Origin of the sequence: Shewanella sp. MTB7, assembly GCF_027571385.1 — a bacterium.
Taxonomy (GTDB): Bacteria; Pseudomonadota; Gammaproteobacteria; order Enterobacterales; family Shewanellaceae; genus Shewanella.
Genome location: NZ_CP085636.1, coordinates 3,921,777 through 3,944,451, shown reverse-complemented (window position 1 = coordinate 3,944,451; position 22,675 = coordinate 3,921,777). Strand labels below are relative to the sequence as shown.

The window sequence follows — 22,675 nt, the reverse complement described above, 5'->3', positions numbered from 1 at the left end:
GTAGAAAAATAAGATAATAATTAACAATCACAAAAGAAAGACGTACTTAGGAGCTAGGGATTCTTGCAAATATAAGCAGAAACCTATGTTATTAATAAGTTAACCTTTTTAATTTTACTTCAAATTGGTTGGGAACTATGTCCAAGGTAAGCAATAAAACAAAAATCGCTATAGCGCTCGTAGGCGCATTAGCCTTAGCCGGCAGTAACTTAGTGATTGCCGATCCCCTTTCTGATGTTCAGAAGGCTGACAGCAAAATTCACGCTGAAGCAGCAACATCTCAAAAGAAAGTCGATAAGTACTTTGACCAAGCTCAGGACATGGTGTTCGAGTACGGTTCAGTTGCAGATGAACGTGAGTCACTGAAATCTTACAACGATTACGTAGCTGGTCTGGTAGCAGATCAAGAAGCTACCATGAAATCTATTCAAGGTGACATCAATGGTGTCGACGCACTTCGTCAGGGCGTTGTGCCATTAATGTTTAAAATGGTTGATGCGTTAGAGCAGTTTATTGCGCTTGATCTTCCATTTAACACTGAAACCCGTGTTGAACGTGTTAATAACCTCAAAGCTCTATTGAACAGTGCAGAAGTTACCCTTGCTGAGAAATATCGTCTTATCTTAGATGCATACAGTATTGAGCGTGAGTATGGTGGGTTTATTGCCGTTAAAACGGGTCAACTGCAGTTAGATGGGAAAGAGGTTTTGGTTGATTACTTCAACTTAGGTCGTGTTGCACTTTATGCTCAGAGCTTAGACGGAAGGTCTGCTTGGATGTATAACGACGAAACTAAGGGATGGGATCAGTTAGAAGATAGCTATCTTCGTGAGATCACTAAAGGCATTCGTATTGCACGTAAACAGGGTGCACCGGATCTATTCTCGCTACCAATTCCTGCTGCGGAGGCTGCACAATAATGAAGAAGTTAATTACTACAGCAATCGTTGCTGCGACCCTGTCGCTTTCTGCAGGTATTGCTAGTGCTGCAGATGCACCTAAGACAATTGATCAGTTGCTTAAGCAAGTTCAAACAGAGCGTGCCAATGCATCAAATACGAATAAGAAACGTGAGCAAGAGTTCAGAAATGAACGTGGCGATAAAGCTCAATTGCTCAAAAATGAAAAAAATGCCCTAGCTGCTGAAAGGCAACGTGGTAAAGATCTAAACCAAGCGTTTTTGGATAACGAACGTAAAATCGGCCAGTTAGAAGAAGACTTGAAAACAGCTCAAGGTGACTTGGGTGAAATGTTTGGTGTTGTTAAAGGTGATGCAGGAGATTTCGCTGGAAAACTAGCGGGTTCAAATATTTCTGCCCAGTATCCTGGTCGTGAAGTGTTTATCGCAGAACTTGGTGCTCGTAAGCAGCTTCCTAAAATTGACGAGTTAGAACGTTTCTGGGAAGAGCAGCTATTTGAGATGGCTGAGTCAGGAAAAGTCGTTAAATTTGAAGGTGCAGTCACGGATATAGATGGTAGTGTTTCTAGTACCACAATTACTCGTGTTGGGCCATTTAACCTATTAGCCGACGGTCAGTATGTTGTTTATAACGCCGATCTTGGTCTTATCCAGCAGCTTTCTCAGCAACCTGATGGATATCAAGTTAAGACTGTTGGAGAGTTTGAAGAGACGACTTCTGGTGCAGCAAGGCTCTACATTGACCCTGTTAAAGGTGTGCTACTGAACATCTTTACTCAAAAGGCAACGATTGAAGAGCGCATAGAAGCGGGTGGAACCATTGGTTACATCATTATGGTGTTGTTAGCACTTGGTGCGCTGATCTCTATTGAGCGTTTGGTTACGTTAGGCATTGTTGGCGCTAAAGTTAAAGCCCAGCGTAAGCATCTTGATAAACCTGGTAATAACCCATTGGGTCGTGTACTGCAAGCTTACCAAGACAACAAAGATGTTGATGTTGAAACATTAGAGTTAAAGCTTGACGAAGCTATTCTTAAAGAAACACCAGCACTTGAAGCTCGTATCTCAATCATTAAGGTTCTAGCGGCTATTGCACCTATGATGGGTCTGCTAGGTACTGTAACCGGTATGATTGCAACCTTCCAAAGCATTCAGTTGTTTGGTACGGGTGATCCTAAGTTGATGGCAGGTGGTATTTCTATGGCACTTATGACCACAGTACAAGGTTTAGTTGCAGCACTTCCACTGATGCTTATGCATGCAATTGTGATTGCACGTAGTAAGTCCATCGTCCAAGTTCTTGAAGAACAAAGTGCGGGCATAATTGCTTCACACGCTGAGAAGAGGAAAGCCTAATGTTATTCCTGATGGATATCTGGGATTCCGTCAGGGGCTTCATGGCCGCCGGGGGCGACGTCCTCTGGCTCGTTGCAGCTGTATTGTTTGCTATGTGGGTATTGATGCTTGAGCGCTACTGGTACCTTAATTGGGTATCACCTAAAGAGCACAAAGCAATCATCGCAGCATGGGAAGCACGAGAGGATTCAACCTCTTGGTATGCACACCGCATCCGTGAAGCCTGGGTATCCCAAGCGAAGCAAGACTTAACAGCACGTATGCTGCTTATCAAAACCTTAGTTGCTATCTGTCCTATGATAGGTCTGCTAGGAACCGTAACTGGTATGATATCAGTGTTCGATGTGATGGCAGTTCATGGCACGAGTAACGCTCGTATGATGGCAGCTGGTATTTCAATGGCAACCATGCCGACAATGGCGGGAATGGTTGCAGCGTTATCGGGAGTATTTTTTAGTACTCGCCTAGACGCTAAAATGAAAATCAGTTTAGAGAAGCTAAAAGACAGCCTGCCGCACCACTAGAGAGAAATTAATATGGCACGTAGAAAGCATTCAAGCGTAGACGAGGAAGCTGAGATTGATATGACACCGATGCTAGACATCGTGTTTATCATGCTTATCTTCTTCATTGTAACGACATCGTTTGTTAAACCATCAGGTCTTGACTATAACAAGCCAGAGGCATCACAAGCGACGAAGAAGCCTTCAGCTAACATCTTTATTGGTGTAAGCAAGACTGGCGTCATCATGATGGAAAATCGTCAGGTTGATATCGAACGTGTAACTGCAAACGTTGAACGTATGCTAGCAGAAGCACCGGAAGCTGCAGTCCTTATTCAAGCAGACCAAGATGCCAAACATGGCTTAGTGGTTAAAGTTTTGGATAACGTGAAAGCGGCGGGTATTGATAAAATTTCTGTATCGGCGGGGAACGAGTAATATGCTAAGAGGAATAGTATCACTGATAGTTGGTGCTGCTGTGACTTTTGCTCTGTTTGTTTTCATGGCCTTTTTGGTAGGTGGCGGTCCAACCCGCCACGATGCCTCGACAGAAAGTCCTGTCATTGAAATTACCATGAACAAAGATGATGCATCAGCACAGAAAAAGCCTAGGGTAAAACCTAAGCCACCAACGCCACCTGAGCAACCGCCTAAGCCGGATACAACTCCGCCAGACAGTTCATCTGACATCGATACCAATATGTCATTTAACATGGGTGGTGTAGCGGCAGGTAATGCAAACACAGGTTTTAAATTGGGCAACATGATGACACGTGATGGTGATGCGACACCTATCGTACGAATCGAGCCACAATATCCAATCGCAGCAGCACGAGATGGTAAAGAAGGATGGGTACAACTCAGCTTTACTATTAACGAACTTGGTGGTGTTGAGGACGTGAAAGTTATCAAGGCTGATCCTAAGCGAGTTTTTGATAGAGAAGCTAAACGTGCTCTAAAGAAGTGGAAATATAAGCCTAAGATCATTGACGGCAAAGCGTTGAGAGTGCCAGGTCAAACTGTACAACTAGATTTCACTTTAGATAAGGGAGGTAGATAGAGATGACTAAGATTAGTTTTAAAACAACTAGTATAGCCGCTGCTTTATTACTCTCTGTCGGAGGTAGCTTAGCATTAGTACCCGCAGTTAATGCTGCTGAAAAGTGTCCAATAGAACTGAGAAAATCTAAAGCAGTTGGCCAAAGTGCAGCAAAAAAGGTTGGTAAATCTTTTGAAGCGTATCAGGAAGGCAATGTCGATGAAGCCATTGCCATCTTACTTGAAGCGAATGCAAAGAATGAGTTTGATAAAGCGTATATTGACCGCATGTTGGGTAATTTTTACGCCGAAAAATCTCAAATGGGCACCGCAATTAAGTACCTAAAAAAAGCGGTTGAGGCTGACATCTTAGGTGGTGTCGATCACGCTGCAACTCTTAAACTATACGCTGATTTACTTATTCAGGAAAAGAAGTTCAAAGAATCAATTCCTCAATACTACAAATGGATGGAGTTTACTTGTAAAGAAGATGCTCAAACCTATCGTCGTATTGGCATTGCATACTCTGAGCAGAAAAACTGGAGTAAGGTGTTAGAAGTTGCAAATAAAGGACTGACTATCTCTGATAAACCCGATAAAGGGCTTTATCAGATGAAGTTGACGGCATACTTTAACCAGAAAAAGTATCCAGAGGCTGTCGGTGTATTAGAGACTATGGTGCCACTTTTTCAGGATGATAAACGTCTTTGGGTTCAGTTAGCTCAGTTTTATCTGATGACAGAGAAGTATAGTAAGTCATTGGCGACCTATGATCTCGCTTATATGAATGGATTTTTAGAGACGCCGGGTAACATTACTCGTCTTACTCAATTACTTGCACAAAATGGTTCGCCATACCGTGCAGCTAAAATCTATGAGAAGCACTTTAAATCAGGCTTGATCATTGAAAATGAAAAGTCGCTTGCGATTTTAGCGGGTTTCTATCATAACGCTAAAGAGTTTAAGGAAGCGGCAATTTTCTATGGTAAAGCTGCAGATGCTGGCAATAATGGTAAATATTATCTAAGACAAGGACGCATCTTGTCTTTGGATGGTAAGCATAAGCCAGCTATTGCTGCATTGAAAAAAGCGCTTGATGCGGGTATAGATAATCCAGGTGAAGCTCACTTTGAGCTTGCTTTGTCTTACTTAGGTCTGAAGCAATACAAGTCTGCTTATTCCCGTGCTAAATTGGCGGCAAATGATAAGAAGACAGCGCGTTCTGCGAAAAGCTATATCTCTTATATCAAAGAGAAAGCTCGCATACATGACGTCACACTATAATCTAGTGTCTTATTAAAAAAGCCCCGCAAGGGGCTTTTTTGTGTCTAGAACACTTATGTCAATTTGCCATGGATGTCATAAATACCCTATTGCTGCAATTTCCTGAATTCGATATGCTTATTTTGTTCAAGCTCTAATTCATGGCTAAGCTTTTCAACATCTTCAAATAGCAATTCAATGTTCAGATCTCGCTCGGGTATGCAGATGCAGGCTGCGAGATCATAATCGACATGACTCGTGTGCTGTTTTCCATACTCTAAATTAAACTGCTCAATTTTTTCTTCTATTCTCCCAAGGACGACTGTAGTGCCATCTTCATCGATATTAAACAAACCTAATACAAAGTTGCTGTCATCGAGTCTAGCGACGAGATCTGTGGTTCTGAGAATGGCTTCTTGAACTTGTTTCATAAAGAATTCAAGTAAATGAGGTTGTTTAACTGTTTCATGTATGTGCGGGCGCAGATACAATAAGGCCAAACTTTGATGTTCTCGTATATGCCGATGCCATTCTCGGTTGAATACTTCCATAAAGTAAGTTTGGTTATAGACGCCGGTTTCAGGATCTCTGAAACCTGAGTTACGAAATGAATAGATCATTGGGCTGACTCCTTTCCATACCTACACTGCTTTTAGGGGAAAATAGAATGTGAAATGGTATCTTTTGCTAATAAGTATAGAAAATAACAAGCATTTGCACAGAATAAGAGGGAGATGAAATCCATGAATAAAACGTTACTTGCCATATCGATTGGCCTAGTTATTAGCCTAACAGCCTGTTCTGAAAGTGAAAAAAACACAAACAAACCACTAGTAACGGCAGTTGATTTAGTATCGAAAACAGAGGTTGAATCATCTAAAAACCTTGAAATTCAAAAGCAAGAACAAGCCTACCTTGCATTAGTTGACCAGTTTTTCAACGATCACTTAATGTTAGAACCTATCTATGCAACGTTTGTTGGCGTAAATGATTATAACGATCAGTTCGGTGGTGATCTAACCGAAGAATATTTAAAAGCACGACATGATCTAAATACTCGTTACCTCACACAAGTAGAAGATATTGATCGCAGTATGCTGTCCTCCGAGCTGCAACTTAGTTATGACATGTTTGCCTATAATCGAAATATAGCTTTGGTAAATGAGACTTTCCCCGAACGTTTTATGCCGATGAATCAGTTTTATAGCACTGTGATAAGCATGGTTCAGCTCGGCAGTGGAGAGAGTGCTCAACCATTCAAAACAGTACAAGATTATCAGAACTGGGCGTCGCGTCTTTCTGGCTTTATTGCTTGGACTAAGCTTGCACAGTCGCGTATGGATGAAGGGATAAAGAGTAAAGTTGTTTTACCTAGAGTACTTGTTGAGCGGATCATCCCTCAGTTAGATGCCCAGCTTGTTGAAAACCCATCAGACAGTCTTTTCTATGCCCCTATTAATAATTTACCAGAGAGCTTCACCCAAGCTCAAAAAGATGAACTCACAGCACAATATACTCAGTTAATTAAAGATGAATTGTTACCCGCTTTGACTTCGTTAAAAGACTATTTCGTGGTTACGTATCTGCCTGTCGCCAGAGGAACTGATGGGTGGTGGGGGCTTCCAAATGGCAAAGTTTGGTATCAACATTTGGCTAATTCCCATACCACAACGACAATGCCAGTGGATGAAATACACCAAATAGGCCTAAGTGAAGTAAAGCGTATCTTGTCTGAAATGGATAAAGTGCGACAGCAGGTAGCGTTTGAAGGTGATTTAAGCGCATTCTTTGCTTCACTTTCTTCTGAATCGCAGTACTTTTTTACCGATCGTCAGGGATTAATCGATGGTTACATGGAGATTAAGGATAAGATTAATCTTGAGCTTCCTAAATACTTCAACGTGACGCCTAAAGCGGATTACGTGGTTAAGCCTGTTGAAAGCTTTCGTGAACAATCGGCTGCAGGTGCTTCCTATGAGTCTCCCGCGGTCGATGGTTCACGCCCTGGTGTATTCTATATCAATACCTATAATTTGAAAGCTCAGCCGAAATGGGGAATGACAACACTTTCATTACATGAAGCAGCCCCTGGTCACCATTTTCAAATAGCGATAAAACAGGAGTTGATCGGCGTACCAGAATTTCAACGTTTTGGTGGTTATACCGCATTTGAAGAGGGCTGGGCACTGTATGCAGAGAATTTAGGCATTGAAATGGGACTATTTAATGACCCTTACCAATATTTTGGGAAGTTATCTGATGAAATGCTTAGAGCGATGCGCCTAGTGGTCGACACCGGATTGCACTCTAAGGGATGGACTCGTGAGCAAGCCATTCAATATATGAAGGATAACTCACCGATGGCTGAGTCGGATATCACCGCTGAAGTTGAACGCTATATGGCGATTCCGGGCCAAGCTTTGTCCTATAAAGTAGGTCAGTTAAAAATCCTATCTTTGCGTGCTGAAGCGGAAAGTACACTGGGTGATAAGTTTGATCTAAAAGGGTTTCACGATCAAATTCTCGTATCTGGTTCTCTACCAATGGCGGTAATGGAGTCGAAAATTCATCAATGGATTGAAACACAGAAGTGAATCTGACATAAGTCAATTTATGTAGACTTTCATTTTTATTGCTTTTTAAACTCGGCTTTTATCAATATACTGGTTGGGTTTATTTACTCCCAGCGGGATTGAATAGTGCCCTTTACTTTGTGAGACCAAGTATCTTAGGTGCTTGGTTAGGGTTAATTATTTATAATTGTCACTTTCTATAACAGTATAGATTTATTGGCAAGTTATCAAAATTTAGGAGTTTTTACCATGGCACAAGCTACAGCAAGACATTTATTAGTTAGCAGTGAAGAAAAATGTGAAGCGCTTAAGCAAGAGATCCTTGCTGGTGCAGATTTTGGCGATGTAGCTAAAGCTAACTCATCTTGTCCATCAGGTGCTCAAGGTGGTGATCTTGGTTCTTTTGGCCCAGGAATGATGGTTAAAGAGTTTGATGAAGTTGTGTTCAGTGCACCATTGAACGAAGTTCAAGGTCCCGTTAAAACTCAGTTTGGTTACCACCTACTTGAAGTAACAAGTCGCGCTTAATCACTGTAAGGTTTCATCATTATGCTCGAACTGTACACTCAGAGATTGAGATTAAGAACACTTAAGAGAGAGGACGTGCAAGATTTTTTGCGTGTTCATCACGACCCAATAGTCAATCAATTTGTCAGAGTTCCAGAGTCTGAAGCTGTCATACTTGAACAGTTTGAGCATAAATTATCTCCCTGGGCTTATGAGTCTGGTGATTGGTTAACACTCACTATCGAGGAAATCAGCTCTAACCGCTTTATCGGCTTTACTGGCTTGTACTGCTCAAACCTAGTATTAGGGCATGCAGAGGTTGGCTATATGCTAGCGGTTGAAGGTCAAGGGAAAGGTTATGCAACAGAAAGCCTCAAGGCAGTAATTGATTGGGCTTGTTTAAGCTGCAATGTGCATAAATTTATTGGAACCTGCTCTACTGGTAATCTTGCTTCAGTGCGGGTGCTTGAGAAAGCAGGTTTCAAGTTAGAAGGTGTGCTTAGGCATAATTTCAAAATAGATGAGCGTTGGATTGATGACAACGTCTATGGCTTATTAAGCGAAGAAAGATCGCGCTAATCCTTTACTCTGAATGCTATAATCTCCCTAGAAATTTGATTAAAGGTAAATCGCGTGACAGCACAAATTGAGACATTGGCATTATTGGCTGGTGAAGAATACATCGAGTTATACAAGATTTTAAAAGTCCAGGCCATGATCGGTGGTGGCGGGGAAGCCAAATTCGTGATCAGCGAAGGTAAGGTGACAGTTGACGGTGTGGTTGAGACCCGTAAGCGTAAGAAAGTAAGAGCCGGTGAAGTGGTTGCCTTTAATGGTGAGTCAGTTCAAATCGTGGCAGCACCTTAGTCTTTGAAGCTAGATGGAGTAAATAATGCAATTCCCTGATGATGATAACGGTAAAATGCTTGCGGCAATGAGTGAAGCAGGTATTGATCTGTCTAAGCTGCTTGATATTGATTTCTTCCTTATCTTTGATGATCAAAGAGATGCAGAATCAGCCACAGAAGAGCTTGCCAACTCAGATCTGGAAGGAGAGATGGAACTTCATTTAAATGATGAAGTGGGTAAGTGGGAACTGATTGTTTGCATCAAGATGGTACCTGAGTATCAGGCTATCGTAGATCAAGAGCTACATTTAAATCAGTTTGCCGAAGAGTTTGGCGGTGCAACTGATGGTTGGGGCGTAATGCAGCATCAAGAAGGCGATGATGATTATGCCGATGATGACCATGAATGCAGTGACAGTTGTAAGCACTAATCGATCTGCTGCGCATCTCGATTGATGTTACCCTGTAACGTATTTATTGGATTATTAACGTCAAGTCATGAGACGACCGATATTTTGTATTAAGCCACCATTTTGGTGGCTTTTTTTATGTCTTTTTTTTGACTATTTTGATATAACTTATTAAATATAAGATAAAAAATGCCACTGATGGAGATAAGAATGGCAAAGCAGATAAGTTTCGGAACTCCAGTTAATGATGCCGAGCGGTGGGCATTTTCACTTCTGGCCGATGAGCTCCCAGAAAATTATATTTTACTGACTAATGTTGAAATCCCTACTAAATCTGGTCAAGCGATGGAAGTTGATGCCCTTGTGATAGGTGAGTGGGGCGTGTATGTGGTCGATGTTAAAGGCTATATTGGCCGCTTAGATGCGGGGCTGCATGCTTGGTCCCTCGATGGGCGCGAAGTTGATAATAGCCTGTCTAAGGCTAATTACGTGGCCCGTGTTCTCGCAGGGAACGTTAAACATACCATTCCAGTTGGCGTTTACGCGCCTTGGTGCCAGGGGATGGTATTTGTCACCGGCAGAAAAGGTGAAGAGATTGAGCTAGAGAAACAGCAAGGTTCATTAAGTATCTATACGCCTAAGCAGATAGTTGATGCATTAACTAAAGAGTGGGGACTTACTGCTCCCCATAGCCATCAGGTAACAGATGAGCAAAAAGAGTTAGTGCTTAAGACCATAGGTCAAGTTGCACTTGTAGAGCAGCGCAATAACAAGATACAAGACTTTACTAAACTCAAATGCCTGTTTATTCAGAGTGGTTTGGAGGTGTGGCAAGCGGAATACAATCCAGGTGATTGGACTGCGCCTTGGTTGCTTAAGATACTTACCCCTAATCAGTTTGCCGATCAGCGGCAATCTCAGACTCATGAGCTGCAACTGAGAGAGGAGTTCAAACGACTTCAAGCATTAACTGGTTGCGGTGGTGTTCCCTATTGTGCACCACTTATCCATGATGGTGAGCAGTTAGTACTTCCTATTCGTATGCCCCGTGGTGTGCCGCTCAATGTATTAGATCTTGATAGTTTATCGACCTATCAATTGCTGGAGATTTTACGCCGTTCAGTCTCTGGCTTACAACAGATCCACCGCCGTGGTTATACGGTGGGGGGCTGGACTAGCAACTGTGTTTTTGTCTCTGACTTGGGGGACGTTGAATTTATCGATATAAAAGATAGTTTAACATCGAATGAAGACGTTAAAGCTTATGCTGAAGGCTTCCTACATTTAGCTGTTCAGACAAAGCAGCCACGGATCTATCAGTGGTATCAGCAAGCGGCGAAGGGGGAAACGTTAGATGTTGATGGTCTAAGATGTGATTTGTCAGCCCTGATAGATAATGGTGTATGTGACACTATTCCAGAAAAGCTGACCGTGAATATAGGTGCGATTATAGATCATCACTATCGACTCGAGCAGTTTATTGCGGCGACGCCCACTAGTCAATTTTGGCGAGCGACTCATATTCAAGGTCAATTTAAATGCGGCGTATCTATTTATAGCAAGGTTGAGGCTAAATGGCCCACTTTGAGCAGCTTATATCGAAGTTTGTCAAAACTGTATCATCCCCATGTGGAAAAGGTGCTAGCGTTTGGCCAACTGCCTCAAAGCGAAGAGTTGTTTATTGCCAGATCATGGGAATATGGTGCTTCGCTCGATGAGTTATCAACGATTGAACTAGGCCAACCTGTTATGTGGTTTACGCAACTGTTGTCGGCTTTACAATATATGCACCAGATGGATATTCACCATGGTGCTATCTGTCCTAAAAATATCATTTGTAACCAAGAGAAAGCGATACTGGTGAACTTTGGGATAGGTTTGGATATCGCAACAAGCCATTACGCAAGTCAGTATGCCGATCCACAGCTATGGGCGGCTGAAGGGGAAGCTGAGAAAGATCTTTATGGTTTGGTTGCCAGCTTTATTGCCACACTAGCGCCTATTGCTTTGCAAGGTGACGAAGGACAGACTGGGATTATTCAGGCATTAAATTCATTCGATAAAGCCTGGTTTGGTGAGAAGACGTTTGATACTTGCATGAAAGTCTTAAATTTTGAATTCGATGTTAAGCCTGGTGATAATTATCTTGAAGCGTTTGATGTGGTCGATAGTTTGGTTTAAGTGACGCCTTTTTTATTGGGTGATATTTGGTTAAACGTTGCGGTATGGGGCGAATATCTCTAATAACCAATCGATAAAGACTTGGGCTTTCAATGGCATATTTTTCGATTTTGGGGTTATTACATAATAAGTATAAGGACTGGTAAAGCCAGCATCAAAGGGGATGACTAGGCTGCCGTCAGCGAGTTGTTCCTCTATGAAAAAACGCGGTATCAACGCAACTCCCATGCCACTGACCGCCGCCTGACTCAACATATAGAAATGTTCCATGCCGAATTTTTTTTCTGTCGTCAAACTTAGACCAAGCTGATTTGCCCAGTAGGGCCAGAGTTCTGGGCGAGTGGTATGTTTCAGTAGTGTCATCTTGTTAATATCATCTAAGCAATTGAGTTCATTAAGCAGTTGTGGTGCACAGACCAGACAAAGATCCTCATCCATTAACTTAAGGTAATTAACCTCTTTTGGAGGCTGAGTTGCACTTCTAATGGCAATATCGCAGCGCTGTTGTTTAAAATTGACCGTAAAGTCACCAATTGATAGATCCACATACAGGTGAGGGTAACGTTGTTTAAACTCCTCCATACGAGGAATAAGCCAGTTAATGGTCAGGCTAGGCAAGACATTTATGGCTAAGGACTGTGACTGCATCTGATGTGACTTAATCTCATCTGTTGCAGTCCTGATTGTTTGCAGTGCGGCCTGTATTTGTGGCAGATATCGTTTGGCATCATCGGTGAGTGCCAATTTTCTATGTTGACGAAGAAAAAGGGCCACGCCCAAATATGTTTCAAGTCCTTTTATCTGTTTACTAATGGCTCCATGAGTCACAAAAAGCTCATCCGCTGCATGTGAAAAGCTTAAATGTCTCGAGGCTGCTTCAAACGCCAGCAGTGCATTGAGAGGGGGAAACGCTGTGTGCATTTATTATATCCATACGATATTAATATTGTGTGAGTTTTTCTCACAATGTGAAGACAATAACTCCTTTGTGTTCCTTCTGCAAACCGCGTTTAATTATGGAACTTTCAATACTCATATAGAGAATCAATCCCCATGGGCATAGAACTCACCTATGAACTGATCGCAATACTGTTTGCTGTCGCGGTACTGGCTGGCTTTATAGACTCTATTGCTGGCGGTGGTGGCTTGTTGACGATTCCTGTATTGATGTGGGCGGGCTTACCTCCAACGGTAGCGTTGGCGACCAATAAGCTTCAAGCCTGTGGAGGCAGTTTCTTTGCTAGTCTCTATTTTGTGCGTAAAGGTATGGTGAAACTCAGAGAAATGAAATTGGCGATACTCTGTGCATTTATTGGCTCAGCCATAGGTACCATTGCTGTACAACTGGTCGACACTGCTTTTTTGGAGGTGTTATTGCCATTTCTCATGTTAGCCATAGGTGGCTACTTTTTGTTTTCCAAAAAGATCAGTGAAGATGACAAACATCAAGTATTAACTCCTAGTTTGTTTGCATTAACAGCTGCGCTTGGGGTTGGACTCTACGACGGTTTTTTTGGTCCTGGTACTGGCAGTTTCTTTGCTTTAGCCTTTGTGTCATTGGCAGGTTACGGCCTAGCCAAGGCAACCGCCCATGCTAAGGTGTTGAACTTCTCAACTAACATAGCTTCGCTTATCTTCTTTGCCATCGGTGGCAAGGTCTTCTGGCTACTAGGCGGCATAATGTTAGTGGGTCAAGCCATAGGTGCGACACTGGGCTCACGCATGGTATTGACGAAAGGCACTAAAATTATCAAGCCATTAGTGGTGACAATGTCATTGATCATGAGCGTTAAGTTACTATCAACTCAATATGATCTGTTTTTCTGGATTTAGGTGTCAGTGCCTCGAATGAAGATTAAACAGTTACAGCGACTTAATAGGTAGCTGACCTCTTCCTAGACTATCTATATGATGAAGGTTTGCCGCCTCACAAATCATCAGGTGCCAATCTAATCCTACCGTTTTACATCAGCCAAGGTGTATACATTCACCTTGGCAATTAGATATTGATATATTCAGTTATGGCTTTTTTGAATCGTCATCTCATTACTTTATTGCATAAACCAAAGTTTGTAATGAGTGCCTAGAAAGACTTAGAACTGGTGGATGTCGTAATCTAACTTTATTTATCAAAAAAGAAATAAATAAAGTTAGAAAGGATCTATATTTTAACTTTGAAGCATGGCAAAACATAGAAGATGAATCGATGTGGATTTCAAATATTGGGGATATAAATGAGTCTTGATACACACTTGAAAATTATTGAGGCATTAGCTAATGGTATCAATCCTGTAACAGGGGAAGAGCTGACTAATGAATCTCCTTATAGTCACCCTGATGTTATTAAGGGCTCTGCTGCAGTTAATCGTATGAAGCTCCCTTCGAGTAAGCGACCTAAAGTAAAGAAAACGATTGAACAAAAACAATCAGAAAATGTTGGAAATGGTTTTCCTGAAAATGCGGGACTACCTTGGACAAAAGAGCAAAGAGATGAACTTGCAAGTCAATTTGAAGCTGATGAACGAGTTCCTAATCTTGCTAAAACGCATGGACGAACTAAAAATGCAATTACTTCGGAGCTTAAAAAGCAAGGCTTAATTGAAAGGTAAATGAATATGCTTGCAACGGTATCTCTGTCTAAAAGCTTATTGGTACTTGGTATGCAACCAAATACCACGTCAGCCAAATGAAACCAACCAAATAGATACTTAAACTTGTTATCTGACAAGTTAGTCGTTTGCGTAAGCCTTTATCACTTCCTCTGCGATAATTGCTATGCCATCTCGCATCTTGGTTTCATCTTGGACATAGTTCATGCGCAGGCATTGGTGAGCATGTTGCCACTTTCCCTCAGGTTGGTCTTTCTGGCCAAAGAAGAAATAATCTCCTGGAACGATTAATACACCTCTCGCTTTTAATCGTTTATACAACTCCATTGTAGATATAGGGAGTTCGTCAAACCATAGCCAGAGGAAGATGGCGCCTTCAGGTTTATGAATTTTAAAGCGCTCATCGCGAATTGACTCTTGCAGCAAGGTGACTGCAAACTCTGCTCGTTTGTGATAAAAGGGCTTGATGACTGATTCACTTAAACGCAGTAGATCACCTGAATCAATCATATGTTTGGCAATGGCTGGACCAAATCCACCAGGGGCTAGACTGATAATCCCGTTCAAGTTAGTCAGCGCTTGAGTTATCTCTTCATTGGCTATGACGATGCCGCAGCGAACCCCTGGAAGTCCGAGTTTAGACAAACTCATGCACAGTATGGTGTTACTGTTCCAAAATGGTGTCACTTCTTCAAAGATGATATTAGGGAAGGGCGTGCCATAGGCATTATCAATGATAAGAGGGATCCCTTTGGACTGGGCTAATTTATCAAGCTTGAAGATCTCAGTGTCGGTGAGTACATTTCCCGTAGGGTTTGTGGGTCTAGACACACAAATAGCCGCAACCGAGTCATCGACTTCTAGTTGCTCAAAGTCCACATGGTATTTAAACATGCGGTTATCCAACAGTTCGATATCTGGTCTGTAAGAGACAAAAATATCATCATCTAGACCAGCATCACTGTAGCCTATGTATTCAGGCGCCAGTGGTAGAAGGATTTTCTTGTGGCTGCCATCCAACTGTTTACCGGCCAACAAATTAAACAGATAGAAAAAAGCGCTTTGGCTACCGTTAGTCAGACTGATATTTTTTTCACTGATATTCCATCCATAGGTGTCTTTTAACAGATCGGCTAAGGCTTTTAAGAAAGAGTCTTTCCCTTGAGGTCCATCATAATTACCTAAGGCTGACACCAATTCACCATTTTCAAGCATCTCAGCAGTTGCCTTGTGAAAATAATCTTGCATTGCTGGAATAGCCGCTGGATTACCACCACCTAGCATAATGGCCCCTGGTGTACGAAGACCTTCATTGAGATCATCCATTAAACGGGTAATACCTGAGTAACGATTAAACTTTTCACCAAACTTTGAAAACTGCATGAAAACGGTACCTGAAAACCAAAATTGCTTAAGAGTGCCTGTAGTAACATATTTCAGGATAAACGCACTTCTTTTTTCTCTTTTTAGTGAATAATTTTGTCTTTATTAAGGATGTGTCAACAAATCGCTGAATAATTGTTCTTTCACTTGTTCACAGGTATTAAATAGAGCAAAACTCTATATCCGATATTTTTGTATCAAGGCTATAGTCTCACGGTGTATAATATGTCTTAGCCATATTGCTTTTGGTCAATTAGCGATCGGGTTTTCTGTGTTAGTTAGGTAGAGTCATCAATGAAGATTTTTGTTATTAGTTTAAAAAGCTCAGTATCACGTCGAGAAACAGCAGCAAAAGAGTTGAAAGGGATACCTTTTTCTTTCTTTGATGCTTCCAATTTAAAAGAAAACCCAGATCATTTTATTTTTTCCTTATACGACAAGGCGAAAACAAAAAGGTATAAAGGCTATGATTTAACCATTCCAGAGTTAGGTTGTTTCGCCAGTCATATTTCATTATGGAGACAGTGTGTTGCTGATGGGGAAGAATATTTGATTTTTGAAGACAATTTGTCTTTGTTCGGCGATTTAAATAAACAGCTTAGTAACATTAAATCTTTAGTTATAGAGTATGGTGTTGTAAAACTTGGAAATATCTTCGAGAGAAAATATACAGAGATCCAAAGAATAGATGAGAAATATACACTTATTTCGAACTTGAAAGGTGCATGTGGTACATCTGCATATGCAATAACACCCAAAGCTGCACAGAATTATCTTGAACACGTTGCTGGTTTTTTTGAACCCGTAGATGATTTCATGGATAATGAATGGCGTACAGAGCAAACACTGTACAGTTATCATCCGAAATTAGTTTCTAGAAGTGATGCTAGCTCGGTTATTGGAAAGCGTAAAGACAAGTCACGTCTTGGTACATTGAATAAAGTCAGTGCAGAACTCTATAGGTTTACTAAAAAAGTCGCTCAATCTGCCTATAATAAGAAAAATAAGTGATGTAGATGTAGTGATGTTTTAACAATCGCCATACCCAATAGCGATTGTTAAAAATAGAATGTTTTTGTTTATGTTTTAAATACTTAATTAATATTTCTTTGTAATTAGTGGATTCTCTGAAAGCCATTGCTTGTGGTATGCAGTGTTTTTACCATAAGAGTTATCGGACAGAATTACCTTTCTCCCTAATAAAACAGATAAAATTAAACCATGAAGCCTGTCGGTATGAACTATTTCATGCTGAAGGAAGAAATTTGAAGATCTAAATAGTAGAGAGTCGGATTGTATTTTCCAGTTGCTAGCTGTTTTATACTTTAGCACTGGTACCTTCTGCAGTTTTTTGAAACACTTGAGAATAATATGATCTGATAGAGAAAGCATATTTACCCAATCAAATGTCTTTTTATTCAACGCATTAGACTGTCCAGTACTTTCTACATCTTTCCTTCCTAAATTCAACACTCTTCTAATGGGTCTGTTATTATCCACAACCTCTTGAATATCAACTAAAGGATGGAGACTGTGAGCCATATCGGGCATTAATATAACCTTATTACTAAAAGATTGAGCAATATCGAATGATCTTTTGTCTCTAACATAGAAGGTTAAGTTTTTATGTTCGTTAAATACTTTTGCTGAACGAATCTCTTCTTCTTGAGATTTAAAATAGATGGTTTGGGGGAGCATTATAATATCCTTATGTGGATATTTTTTTATAATTCTTTCCCTAAGATTTTGATGTTTTATATACAAATCGCCAAAATTCCCACCTCCTTGAAACATTATTACGTCCGCATGTTCGAGCTTGCTGTAATCAATGTTCTTTTGATATGCTCTATGTATGACATTGATATCATTATCTTCAATAAATTGTTCAGTACCGAGATATATAAGAATGTCACCTACATTGTAATAAAGTGGAATGTCAATATAAGCTACTTTCTTTCCTTTCAAGCTCTTTGCTATTTCAGAATGCATATTCTTCAGACTATCGAGGTTACTCTGCCAGTTTCTTTCGTTTGTATTCAACATATCAAATTACCGTTACTATAATTATACTTACTTGTTACTTGTTACTTGTGTCAGATTTATTTCTTTCCTGCTCAATCAACCAAAGCCCTACATATTTATTAAAGCTAACTTGTGCATAGGTCATGGCGACAATAAAACCTATGCTGCCATCTAAAAATCCACGACGAATAAAGTAAATAAGGAAAAAGGTCCATAAGCCTCGCAGCAGTGCCAGTCCTAATCCTTTTGATTTCTTGCCCTTTCTATAGTACTTCTGTGATCCAAGCCAAGCGTATTGGGCGGCTTTGTTCAGTCCGTGGCCATAGTCTCTGTGGGTATAATGCAACAGTAAGCCTTGAAGTTTGCCAGTGGAACCTGTCGCAGGTATGACTGTTTCATGCACTTCATCGAGTGTATAACGAGAACCTTCTCTAAGGAATAGACGTAATACCGCTCGGGCGCTTCGACCATATTTAAGGGTTTTACCATAGAGTGTTACCCCCCAAGGTAGGCGATATGAAGTCTCTTTAATGGCATCTTGTGATAGCAGAGCAATGATAGCCTGCTTCATCTCTTCATCTAATGCTTCATCAGCATCAATGGAGAGTACCCAATCACAGTTCGCTTTATCTAACGCACGTTGCTTTTGCTTACCAAAACCTGGCCAATCGGTGATCGTGACATTATCAGTGTAGTTTTGACATATACCAACAGTATTATCGGTTGAGCCACTGTCTAGCACTATAATCTCATCTGCAATGTCAACGACTGAGCGCAAACAAGCTTCGACTCGGTCGGCTTCATTTTTAGTGATTAATATAACGGATAATGTATGTTTTTTCATAATAGGTAGATTATCAATGTGAAATGAACTCAAGGCTAATCTCCTTTGTGGAAATCAGCTTATATTTTAAAGGAGACTATTATAAACAGTCATTGGGTAAAATAAAGTTCAATTAATAATCTGACTGAGATTTATAAAGGTATAAGACTTTTAACCCTTATCTTGGTTACGTGCCTAGCCTTATGTTAACCATTGATTAACATTGAGCTAGGTTTACCAACCTTAGGAGCACTAAGTGAAAAGTTTAAGAAAAGGATTTACGATGCTACCGATGTTTTAATTATAATATTAAAATCGCTGGCATAGGATAGATTTTGTAAAAAGAAGACTAATAAACTTAGTTCACTTGCCTTGCAGCCATAAGTCAGTAAGATATTACTTTATAAGTAAAAGCATTATTTTCGTTAACGTTACATAAGCATATTCTAACCAACTTAGATGGAATTAAAAGGAGTTGTGAATATATGAATTCAACCATTTCTCAAGTCAATTTCATGGATTGTTTAATGAGTAATGTCGAGCACATGTCCTGCGTTCTTGCTTCATTACCTGATCCTGCATTTTTATTGTCCCGTAGCGGTAGATATTTGGCAGTGTTTGGTGGTAGAGATCCCCGTTATTATCATGATGGCTCTAAGCTTGTCGGTCTATATATATCTGATTTGATTAAACCGGAAAAAGCGGATTGGTTTGATGAGAAAATTGTTGAGGCTCTTCAATCTAGAAAGTTGCTGATAGTAGAATATGAACTTAGCAATAAAGATGTAAAAGGTTTACTTGATGAAGGACCAGATAAACCGATCTGGTTCGAAGGACGTATTTATGCACTTGATTTCCTTATCGATGATGAAGAAATTGTGCTATGGGTTGCAAGTAATATTTCAGTTCGACATGAGCAGGAAATCAAACTTCGTGAATTAAGTGATAAAGATCAGCTTACAAACCTTTTCAATCGAAGGAGGCTTGAGCAAGATTTAATACTGCAATATGAAGCATTTGCACGATATTCAGAACCAACTTCTATTTTGCTCTTCGATCTCGATAACCTAAAGCTACTCAACGACACGTATGGACATCATGTCGGTGATGAAGCCATCATTGCTGTTGCAAATGTTTGTCGGTCAGAACTAAGGAAAATTGATACTGCATATCGTTTGGGCGGAGATGAGTTCGTTATTGTCTTACCAAGTATTGAACTGGCGGAGGCGGTTCACCTTGCTAATCGATTGCGCGAACTTTTTAACTTGGAACTCAATAAGTGGAGTTTTGAAGGAGCATGCACCACTGTCAGTATCGGTGTGACAACTATTTCATTGAGAGACTCTTCCTATGGAACAGCCTTAAAACGTGCGGATGATGCTTTATATAAAGCAAAACGAAATGGAAAAAATAGAGTTATATCTACTTGAAAAATAGTTTTAACAAATTATCCAATCTGGCTGAGTTACCCTCGTTTCCATACTTGTTGGTTATGCAATATAACGCCGCAGCAAGTGATTTAGTTTAATAAACAGATAAGAGTCAACTTTTTAGCTAAGTATCTGCTGTCCATTCTTATTGTAAGGGACATAATGTCCAAGTTTAGGCGTGATGAGACTATTTGGTCACCTCCTGATATTCAGACGTAATATGATAAAACTCGTGTCTATAAATGTTCGCTTAATCAGTTAGTTAATTTTACGATCTCGAGTTAAGTCATTGTAAGAAATAGGAAATAATATTGGTTATTAAATGTGCAGTGTAATTTAATAATGACATTGACGTAGTTTAAATTCGAAGTTTGACTAAGGTTTGATAGAAAGAGTATCCCAAAATGACTGAATACGGCCTATTTCCTGTGATATCTCGCCGTTAAATGGAGTAATAAGTCGGTTAGATCCCTGTTCTGGTAGCTTAAGCTTGACCGATATTAGTGGGCTGTTAATAATCGCCGCGAAAATGATATTACAACCGCCTAATTGAGTATAAACGAATGTCTATAACCCGAAATATCTTCACATTAAGTAGCCTAACGCTTGCGATGGGCTTAGTCAGTCCTGTTTCTGCAGATGAGATTGAACGCGATCGTATCTTTGATATCGCAGAGGTTATTGTTGTAAAAGGGGAACATCTTCAAGCAAGCGAAATGTCTACCACTAAGTGGGTCATCGATGCAGATGAGATCGCTGCTTCAGGCGCACAAACATTTGATCAAGTCATTGAGAATGTACCAGGTGTATATGTTCGAGTCGGCGGTGACTCTACACCACGTGTTGATATTCGTGGTTTAAAAACTCGCCATATTACTTTTTTAATTAACGGCGTACCTGCAAGTAGCACTGAAGATGGTCAGTTTGATCCAAGTGTGATCCCAACTAATCAAATCGCACAAGTTGAAGTCTCTGTGGGTCCAAGTTCTGTACTATACGGACCTGGTGGTAGTGCAGGTGTCATCAACATTATCACCAAACAAGGTGATGAATCATCGTCACTGTCAGGTAAAGTTGAATCAGCCCCAGACAATACCCTCAATGCAGATATAAGCGCGGCGGGTTCTGGTGATAACTGGCAAGGTATTATGAGTGTCACTCATCAAGAAACTGATGGCACGCCGATGTCAGATGATTTTGAAGATACGCGTAATCAAATCGGTGATGTGCGTTTTAACTCGGATAGAAAGTTAACTAACTATTATGCTCAAGGTAGTTATTTCATCAATGACTCAACTAAGTTGATGGCAAACTATAGCCAACGTGATGGTGAATGGGGTAAATCACCCACAGTTGATCGTAAAAAAGCGCCATCAAGGGTAGAAGATTATAACGAACAAAGCATTCAACTTGGTGCCGCACATGAAATAAACGAGCAATATGCTGTTCGTGGTTTTGTTTACTATAACCAAACAGATATGGTTGAGAACTTCTATAACCACAGAATGAATAATTTGAATAGCATTGTCGAAAGCACCTCGACAGTCAGTGGTACTAATATTCAATTTATTAGCGAATTTGATTATGGCGCCGTATTAACCACATCGGTTATTGTAGAAAAGCAAGATTGGTTCTCTCATACCAGTAACATGCGCAGCGTTAAAGCCGGTGGTGACGGGTCAGGTTCAGGTGGTGGTCAAGGAGGCTCTGGCGATATTGATGAAAGTATCATCGTTTATACGGGCGCTGCAGAATACCAATATCAAGACGATGGTCAATATGGTTACAGCTTAGGTGCTGCGGTGCATAATTATGATCGCGATATTAATAGCGAAACTGACTTTTCAGTGCAAGCATCAGCATTTTATCAAATCACAGATTCAAGTCGTATACACACCGGTTTTGCTCGAAAAGTACGTTATCCATCAATTAGCGATTTATACGCGGTTGAGGGAGGTAATATAAACCTTAAAGCGGAAGTTGCTCACCAGTTTGAACTTGGCTTACAGCAATCTTTACCTTTTGATAGCCAATTAGATATTAGTAGTTACATTACTGAAGCTGATGATTACATAGCTAAAGATGACAACAAGCAAGAGCAAAATATTGGTGACTACCGTTTTATGGGCGTCGATCTGCAGCTAACTAATCGTTATTTTGATAACTTAGGATTAACCTTTGCTTATAGCTATATTGACACAGAAGATAGTGTGACGAATGAACGTCTACAATACCGTCCTACTCACAACCTACGCTTACAAGCGAGTTATGATTTCTCATTTGGTTTAACGACGCGTTTAAATGCAGAACGTATCATCGATCAAGTGAACGGCAAAGGCGTTCAGTTAAACAACTATACATTAGTTGATTTCAGCGTGAGCCAACAGATACTGCATGATAATTTAGAGCTATATGTTAGAGCTACTAACTTGTTTGATGAACTTTATTATCAAAGTGACTTTATGCCACAAGCGGGTCGCCAAGTCTTTGTCGGCATTAACTGGCAACTATAGTTAATACTTAAAAAACAGTAATACGCAGGTTAAGACCAAAGCCCTTATTCATTAATAAGGGCTTTTTTGTTTTGTTGAAGTGGATAGGATGGCACTTTGTGCCTGCGAGTTCGTTCGCAAGCTCACTGCTAGAGCGCTTTGCTGCGATAAGTTCAAAAGCTTTTACACTTTATCTTTTATTTTAATTCATATTAGAAAGCCTAATCTAAGAGATTGATAACCAGGTGGTGATACGGCTGAGGGTATCAAAAGGATGTTTTTGTTAAGCGGCCAGGGATGGTTTTACAGCGTCCCTCA

At 40.5% G+C, this 22,675-nt stretch carries 22 protein-coding genes; 17 read left to right on the top strand and 5 right to left on the bottom strand.

Annotation, left to right across the window (positions count from 1 at the left end):
- Window positions 1-137: 137 nt before the first annotated feature.
- The 6 genes from HWQ47_RS17120 to HWQ47_RS17095 are packed head-to-tail and all read left to right on the top strand — an operon-like array spanning window position 138 to window position 5,100.
- A complete protein-coding gene (locus HWQ47_RS17120; RefSeq protein WP_269967274.1) occupies window positions 138-920 on the top strand; it encodes a DUF3450 domain-containing protein in 783 nt (260 codons plus the stop codon).
- Entirely contained in the window at window positions 920-2,275 is a 1,356-nt protein-coding gene (locus tag HWQ47_RS17115; RefSeq protein WP_269967273.1) for a MotA/TolQ/ExbB proton channel family protein, read from the top strand. Before HWQ47_RS17120 ends, HWQ47_RS17115 begins: the two co-directional genes overlap by 1 nt.
- Entirely contained in the window at window positions 2,275-2,799 is a 525-nt protein-coding gene (locus tag HWQ47_RS17110) for a MotA/TolQ/ExbB proton channel family protein (protein ID WP_269967272.1), read from the top strand. The genes HWQ47_RS17115 and HWQ47_RS17110 overlap by 1 nt, the downstream gene beginning before the upstream one ends.
- Before the next feature lie 12 nt (window positions 2,800-2,811).
- On the top strand, window positions 2,812-3,216 hold the full coding sequence (locus HWQ47_RS17105; protein ID WP_269967271.1) for an ExbD/TolR family protein: 405 nt from the start codon (window positions 2,812-2,814) through the stop codon (window positions 3,214-3,216).
- A gap of 1 nt (window position 3,217) precedes the next feature.
- Window positions 3,218-3,838 carry an energy transducer TonB gene (locus tag HWQ47_RS17100; RefSeq protein ID WP_269967270.1) on the top strand — a complete coding sequence of 207 codons (621 nt, stop codon included), beginning with the start codon at window positions 3,218-3,220 and terminating at the stop codon, window positions 3,836-3,838.
- A gap of 2 nt (window positions 3,839-3,840) precedes the next feature.
- The gene (locus HWQ47_RS17095; protein ID WP_269967269.1) at window positions 3,841-5,100 is read left to right on the top strand and encodes a tetratricopeptide repeat protein; all 1,260 of its coding nucleotides are present in this window, start codon (window positions 3,841-3,843) and stop codon (window positions 5,098-5,100) included.
- Window positions 5,101-5,186: 86 nt separating this feature from the next.
- Here HWQ47_RS17095 and HWQ47_RS17090 read toward each other — a convergent pair whose 3' ends face one another.
- Window positions 5,187-5,699 (bottom strand): GGDEF domain-containing protein, encoded by a 513-nt coding sequence (locus tag HWQ47_RS17090; protein ID WP_269967268.1) that lies wholly within the window; start codon window positions 5,697-5,699, stop codon window positions 5,187-5,189.
- A gap of 123 nt (window positions 5,700-5,822) precedes the next feature.
- Between HWQ47_RS17090 and HWQ47_RS17085 the strand changes: the two genes are divergently transcribed.
- From HWQ47_RS17085 to HWQ47_RS17060, 6 genes are all read left to right on the top strand, one after another.
- A complete protein-coding gene (locus tag HWQ47_RS17085) occupies window positions 5,823-7,673 on the top strand; it encodes a DUF885 domain-containing protein (RefSeq protein ID WP_269967267.1) in 1,851 nt (616 codons plus the stop codon).
- 228 nt (window positions 7,674-7,901) lie between these two features.
- Window positions 7,902-8,180: a peptidylprolyl isomerase gene (locus HWQ47_RS17080; RefSeq protein ID WP_269967266.1), complete on the top strand. Its 279-nt coding sequence runs from the start codon at window positions 7,902-7,904 to the stop codon at window positions 8,178-8,180.
- Window positions 8,181-8,201: 21 nt separating this feature from the next.
- Window positions 8,202-8,738, top strand: a complete 537-nt coding sequence (locus HWQ47_RS17075) for a GNAT family N-acetyltransferase (protein ID WP_269967265.1) — start codon at window positions 8,202-8,204, stop codon at window positions 8,736-8,738.
- Between the two features lie 54 nt (window positions 8,739-8,792).
- The gene (locus HWQ47_RS17070; RefSeq protein WP_269967264.1) at window positions 8,793-9,026 is read left to right on the top strand and encodes an RNA-binding S4 domain-containing protein; all 234 of its coding nucleotides are present in this window, start codon (window positions 8,793-8,795) and stop codon (window positions 9,024-9,026) included.
- Between the two features lie 25 nt (window positions 9,027-9,051).
- Window positions 9,052-9,438: a ribonuclease E inhibitor RraB gene (locus tag HWQ47_RS17065; protein ID WP_269967263.1), complete on the top strand. Its 387-nt coding sequence runs from the start codon at window positions 9,052-9,054 to the stop codon at window positions 9,436-9,438.
- A 189-nt stretch (window positions 9,439-9,627) separates the two neighbouring features.
- Window positions 9,628-11,598, top strand: a complete 1,971-nt coding sequence (locus HWQ47_RS17060) for an NERD domain-containing protein kinase family protein (RefSeq protein WP_269967262.1) — start codon at window positions 9,628-9,630, stop codon at window positions 11,596-11,598.
- A 30-nt stretch (window positions 11,599-11,628) separates the two neighbouring features.
- On the opposite strand, the gene gcvA is transcribed toward HWQ47_RS17060, so the two are convergent.
- Complete coding sequence (gene gcvA / locus HWQ47_RS17055; RefSeq protein ID WP_269967261.1) at window positions 11,629-12,519, bottom strand: transcriptional regulator GcvA; 891 nt, start codon at window positions 12,517-12,519, stop codon at window positions 11,629-11,631.
- A gap of 132 nt (window positions 12,520-12,651) precedes the next feature.
- Here gcvA and HWQ47_RS17050 point away from each other — a divergent pair, with 132 nt between their 5' ends.
- Together HWQ47_RS17050 and HWQ47_RS17045 are read left to right on the top strand one after the other, a co-directional pair.
- A complete protein-coding gene (locus tag HWQ47_RS17050) occupies window positions 12,652-13,431 on the top strand; it encodes a TSUP family transporter (RefSeq protein WP_269967260.1) in 780 nt (259 codons plus the stop codon).
- Window positions 13,432-13,832: 401 nt separating this feature from the next.
- Window positions 13,833-14,207 carry a hypothetical protein gene (locus HWQ47_RS17045; protein WP_269967259.1) on the top strand — a complete coding sequence of 125 codons (375 nt, stop codon included), beginning with the start codon at window positions 13,833-13,835 and terminating at the stop codon, window positions 14,205-14,207.
- 120 nt (window positions 14,208-14,327) lie between these two features.
- Here the strand turns inward: HWQ47_RS17045 and HWQ47_RS17040 are convergent, their stop codons facing one another.
- A complete protein-coding gene (locus HWQ47_RS17040; RefSeq protein ID WP_269967258.1) occupies window positions 14,328-15,590 on the bottom strand; it encodes a valine--pyruvate transaminase in 1,263 nt (420 codons plus the stop codon).
- Window positions 15,591-15,884: 294 nt separating this feature from the next.
- On the opposite strand from HWQ47_RS17040, the gene HWQ47_RS17035 reads away from it, so the two are divergent.
- A complete protein-coding gene (locus HWQ47_RS17035; protein WP_269967257.1) occupies window positions 15,885-16,601 on the top strand; it encodes a glycosyltransferase family 25 protein in 717 nt (238 codons plus the stop codon).
- 87 nt (window positions 16,602-16,688) lie between these two features.
- Here HWQ47_RS17035 and HWQ47_RS17030 read toward each other — a convergent pair whose 3' ends face one another.
- Together HWQ47_RS17030 and HWQ47_RS17025 are read right to left on the bottom strand one after the other, a co-directional pair.
- Window positions 16,689-17,633, bottom strand: coding sequence for a polysaccharide pyruvyl transferase family protein (locus HWQ47_RS17030; RefSeq protein WP_269967256.1), 945 nt, complete (start codon window positions 17,631-17,633; stop codon window positions 16,689-16,691).
- Between the two features lie 34 nt (window positions 17,634-17,667).
- On the bottom strand, window positions 17,668-18,489 hold the full coding sequence (locus HWQ47_RS17025) for a glycosyltransferase family 2 protein (protein ID WP_269967255.1): 822 nt from the start codon (window positions 18,487-18,489) through the stop codon (window positions 17,668-17,670).
- A 431-nt stretch (window positions 18,490-18,920) separates the two neighbouring features.
- On the opposite strand from HWQ47_RS17025, the gene HWQ47_RS17020 reads away from it, so the two are divergent.
- Both HWQ47_RS17020 and HWQ47_RS17015 read left to right on the top strand, forming a co-directional pair.
- Window positions 18,921-19,865: a GGDEF domain-containing protein gene (locus HWQ47_RS17020; RefSeq protein WP_269967254.1), complete on the top strand. Its 945-nt coding sequence runs from the start codon at window positions 18,921-18,923 to the stop codon at window positions 19,863-19,865.
- Window positions 19,866-20,428: 563 nt separating this feature from the next.
- Complete coding sequence (locus HWQ47_RS17015; RefSeq protein WP_269967253.1) at window positions 20,429-22,378, top strand: TonB-dependent receptor plug domain-containing protein; 1,950 nt, start codon at window positions 20,429-20,431, stop codon at window positions 22,376-22,378.
- Window positions 22,379-22,675 lie beyond the last annotated feature (297 nt).

What these genes read in the sequence shown, in the direction of transcription:
- HWQ47_RS17120 (WP_269967274.1), top strand. Translation starts at nt 138, where the DNA reads ATGTCCAAGGTAAGCAATAAAACAAAAATCGCTATAGCGCTCGTAGGC.
- HWQ47_RS17115 (WP_269967273.1), top strand. Translation starts at nt 920, where the DNA reads ATGAAGAAGTTAATTACTACAGCAATCGTTGCTGCGACCCTGTCGCTT.
- HWQ47_RS17110 (WP_269967272.1), top strand. Translation starts at nt 2,275, where the DNA reads ATGTTATTCCTGATGGATATCTGGGATTCCGTCAGGGGCTTCATGGCC.
- HWQ47_RS17105 (WP_269967271.1), top strand. Translation starts at nt 2,812, where the DNA reads ATGGCACGTAGAAAGCATTCAAGCGTAGACGAGGAAGCTGAGATTGAT.
- HWQ47_RS17100 (WP_269967270.1), top strand. Translation starts at nt 3,218, where the DNA reads ATGCTAAGAGGAATAGTATCACTGATAGTTGGTGCTGCTGTGACTTTT.
- HWQ47_RS17095 (WP_269967269.1), top strand. Translation starts at nt 3,841, where the DNA reads ATGACTAAGATTAGTTTTAAAACAACTAGTATAGCCGCTGCTTTATTA.
- HWQ47_RS17090 (WP_269967268.1), bottom strand. Translation starts at nt 5,699, where the DNA reads ATGATCTATTCATTTCGTAACTCAGGTTTCAGAGATCCTGAAACCGGC.
- HWQ47_RS17085 (WP_269967267.1), top strand. Translation starts at nt 5,823, where the DNA reads ATGAATAAAACGTTACTTGCCATATCGATTGGCCTAGTTATTAGCCTA.
- HWQ47_RS17080 (WP_269967266.1), top strand. Translation starts at nt 7,902, where the DNA reads ATGGCACAAGCTACAGCAAGACATTTATTAGTTAGCAGTGAAGAAAAA.
- HWQ47_RS17075 (WP_269967265.1), top strand. Translation starts at nt 8,202, where the DNA reads ATGCTCGAACTGTACACTCAGAGATTGAGATTAAGAACACTTAAGAGA.
- HWQ47_RS17065 (WP_269967263.1), top strand. Translation starts at nt 9,052, where the DNA reads ATGCAATTCCCTGATGATGATAACGGTAAAATGCTTGCGGCAATGAGT.
- HWQ47_RS17060 (WP_269967262.1), top strand. Translation starts at nt 9,628, where the DNA reads ATGGCAAAGCAGATAAGTTTCGGAACTCCAGTTAATGATGCCGAGCGG.
- gcvA (WP_269967261.1), bottom strand. Translation starts at nt 12,519, where the DNA reads ATGCACACAGCGTTTCCCCCTCTCAATGCACTGCTGGCGTTTGAAGCA.
- HWQ47_RS17050 (WP_269967260.1), top strand. Translation starts at nt 12,652, where the DNA reads ATGGGCATAGAACTCACCTATGAACTGATCGCAATACTGTTTGCTGTC.
- HWQ47_RS17045 (WP_269967259.1), top strand. Translation starts at nt 13,833, where the DNA reads ATGAGTCTTGATACACACTTGAAAATTATTGAGGCATTAGCTAATGGT.
- HWQ47_RS17040 (WP_269967258.1), bottom strand. Translation starts at nt 15,590, where the DNA reads ATGCAGTTTTCAAAGTTTGGTGAAAAGTTTAATCGTTACTCAGGTATT.
- HWQ47_RS17035 (WP_269967257.1), top strand. Translation starts at nt 15,885, where the DNA reads ATGAAGATTTTTGTTATTAGTTTAAAAAGCTCAGTATCACGTCGAGAA.
- HWQ47_RS17030 (WP_269967256.1), bottom strand. Translation starts at nt 17,633, where the DNA reads ATGTTGAATACAAACGAAAGAAACTGGCAGAGTAACCTCGATAGTCTG.
- HWQ47_RS17020 (WP_269967254.1), top strand. Translation starts at nt 18,921, where the DNA reads ATGAATTCAACCATTTCTCAAGTCAATTTCATGGATTGTTTAATGAGT.
- HWQ47_RS17015 (WP_269967253.1), top strand. Translation starts at nt 20,429, where the DNA reads ATGTCTATAACCCGAAATATCTTCACATTAAGTAGCCTAACGCTTGCG.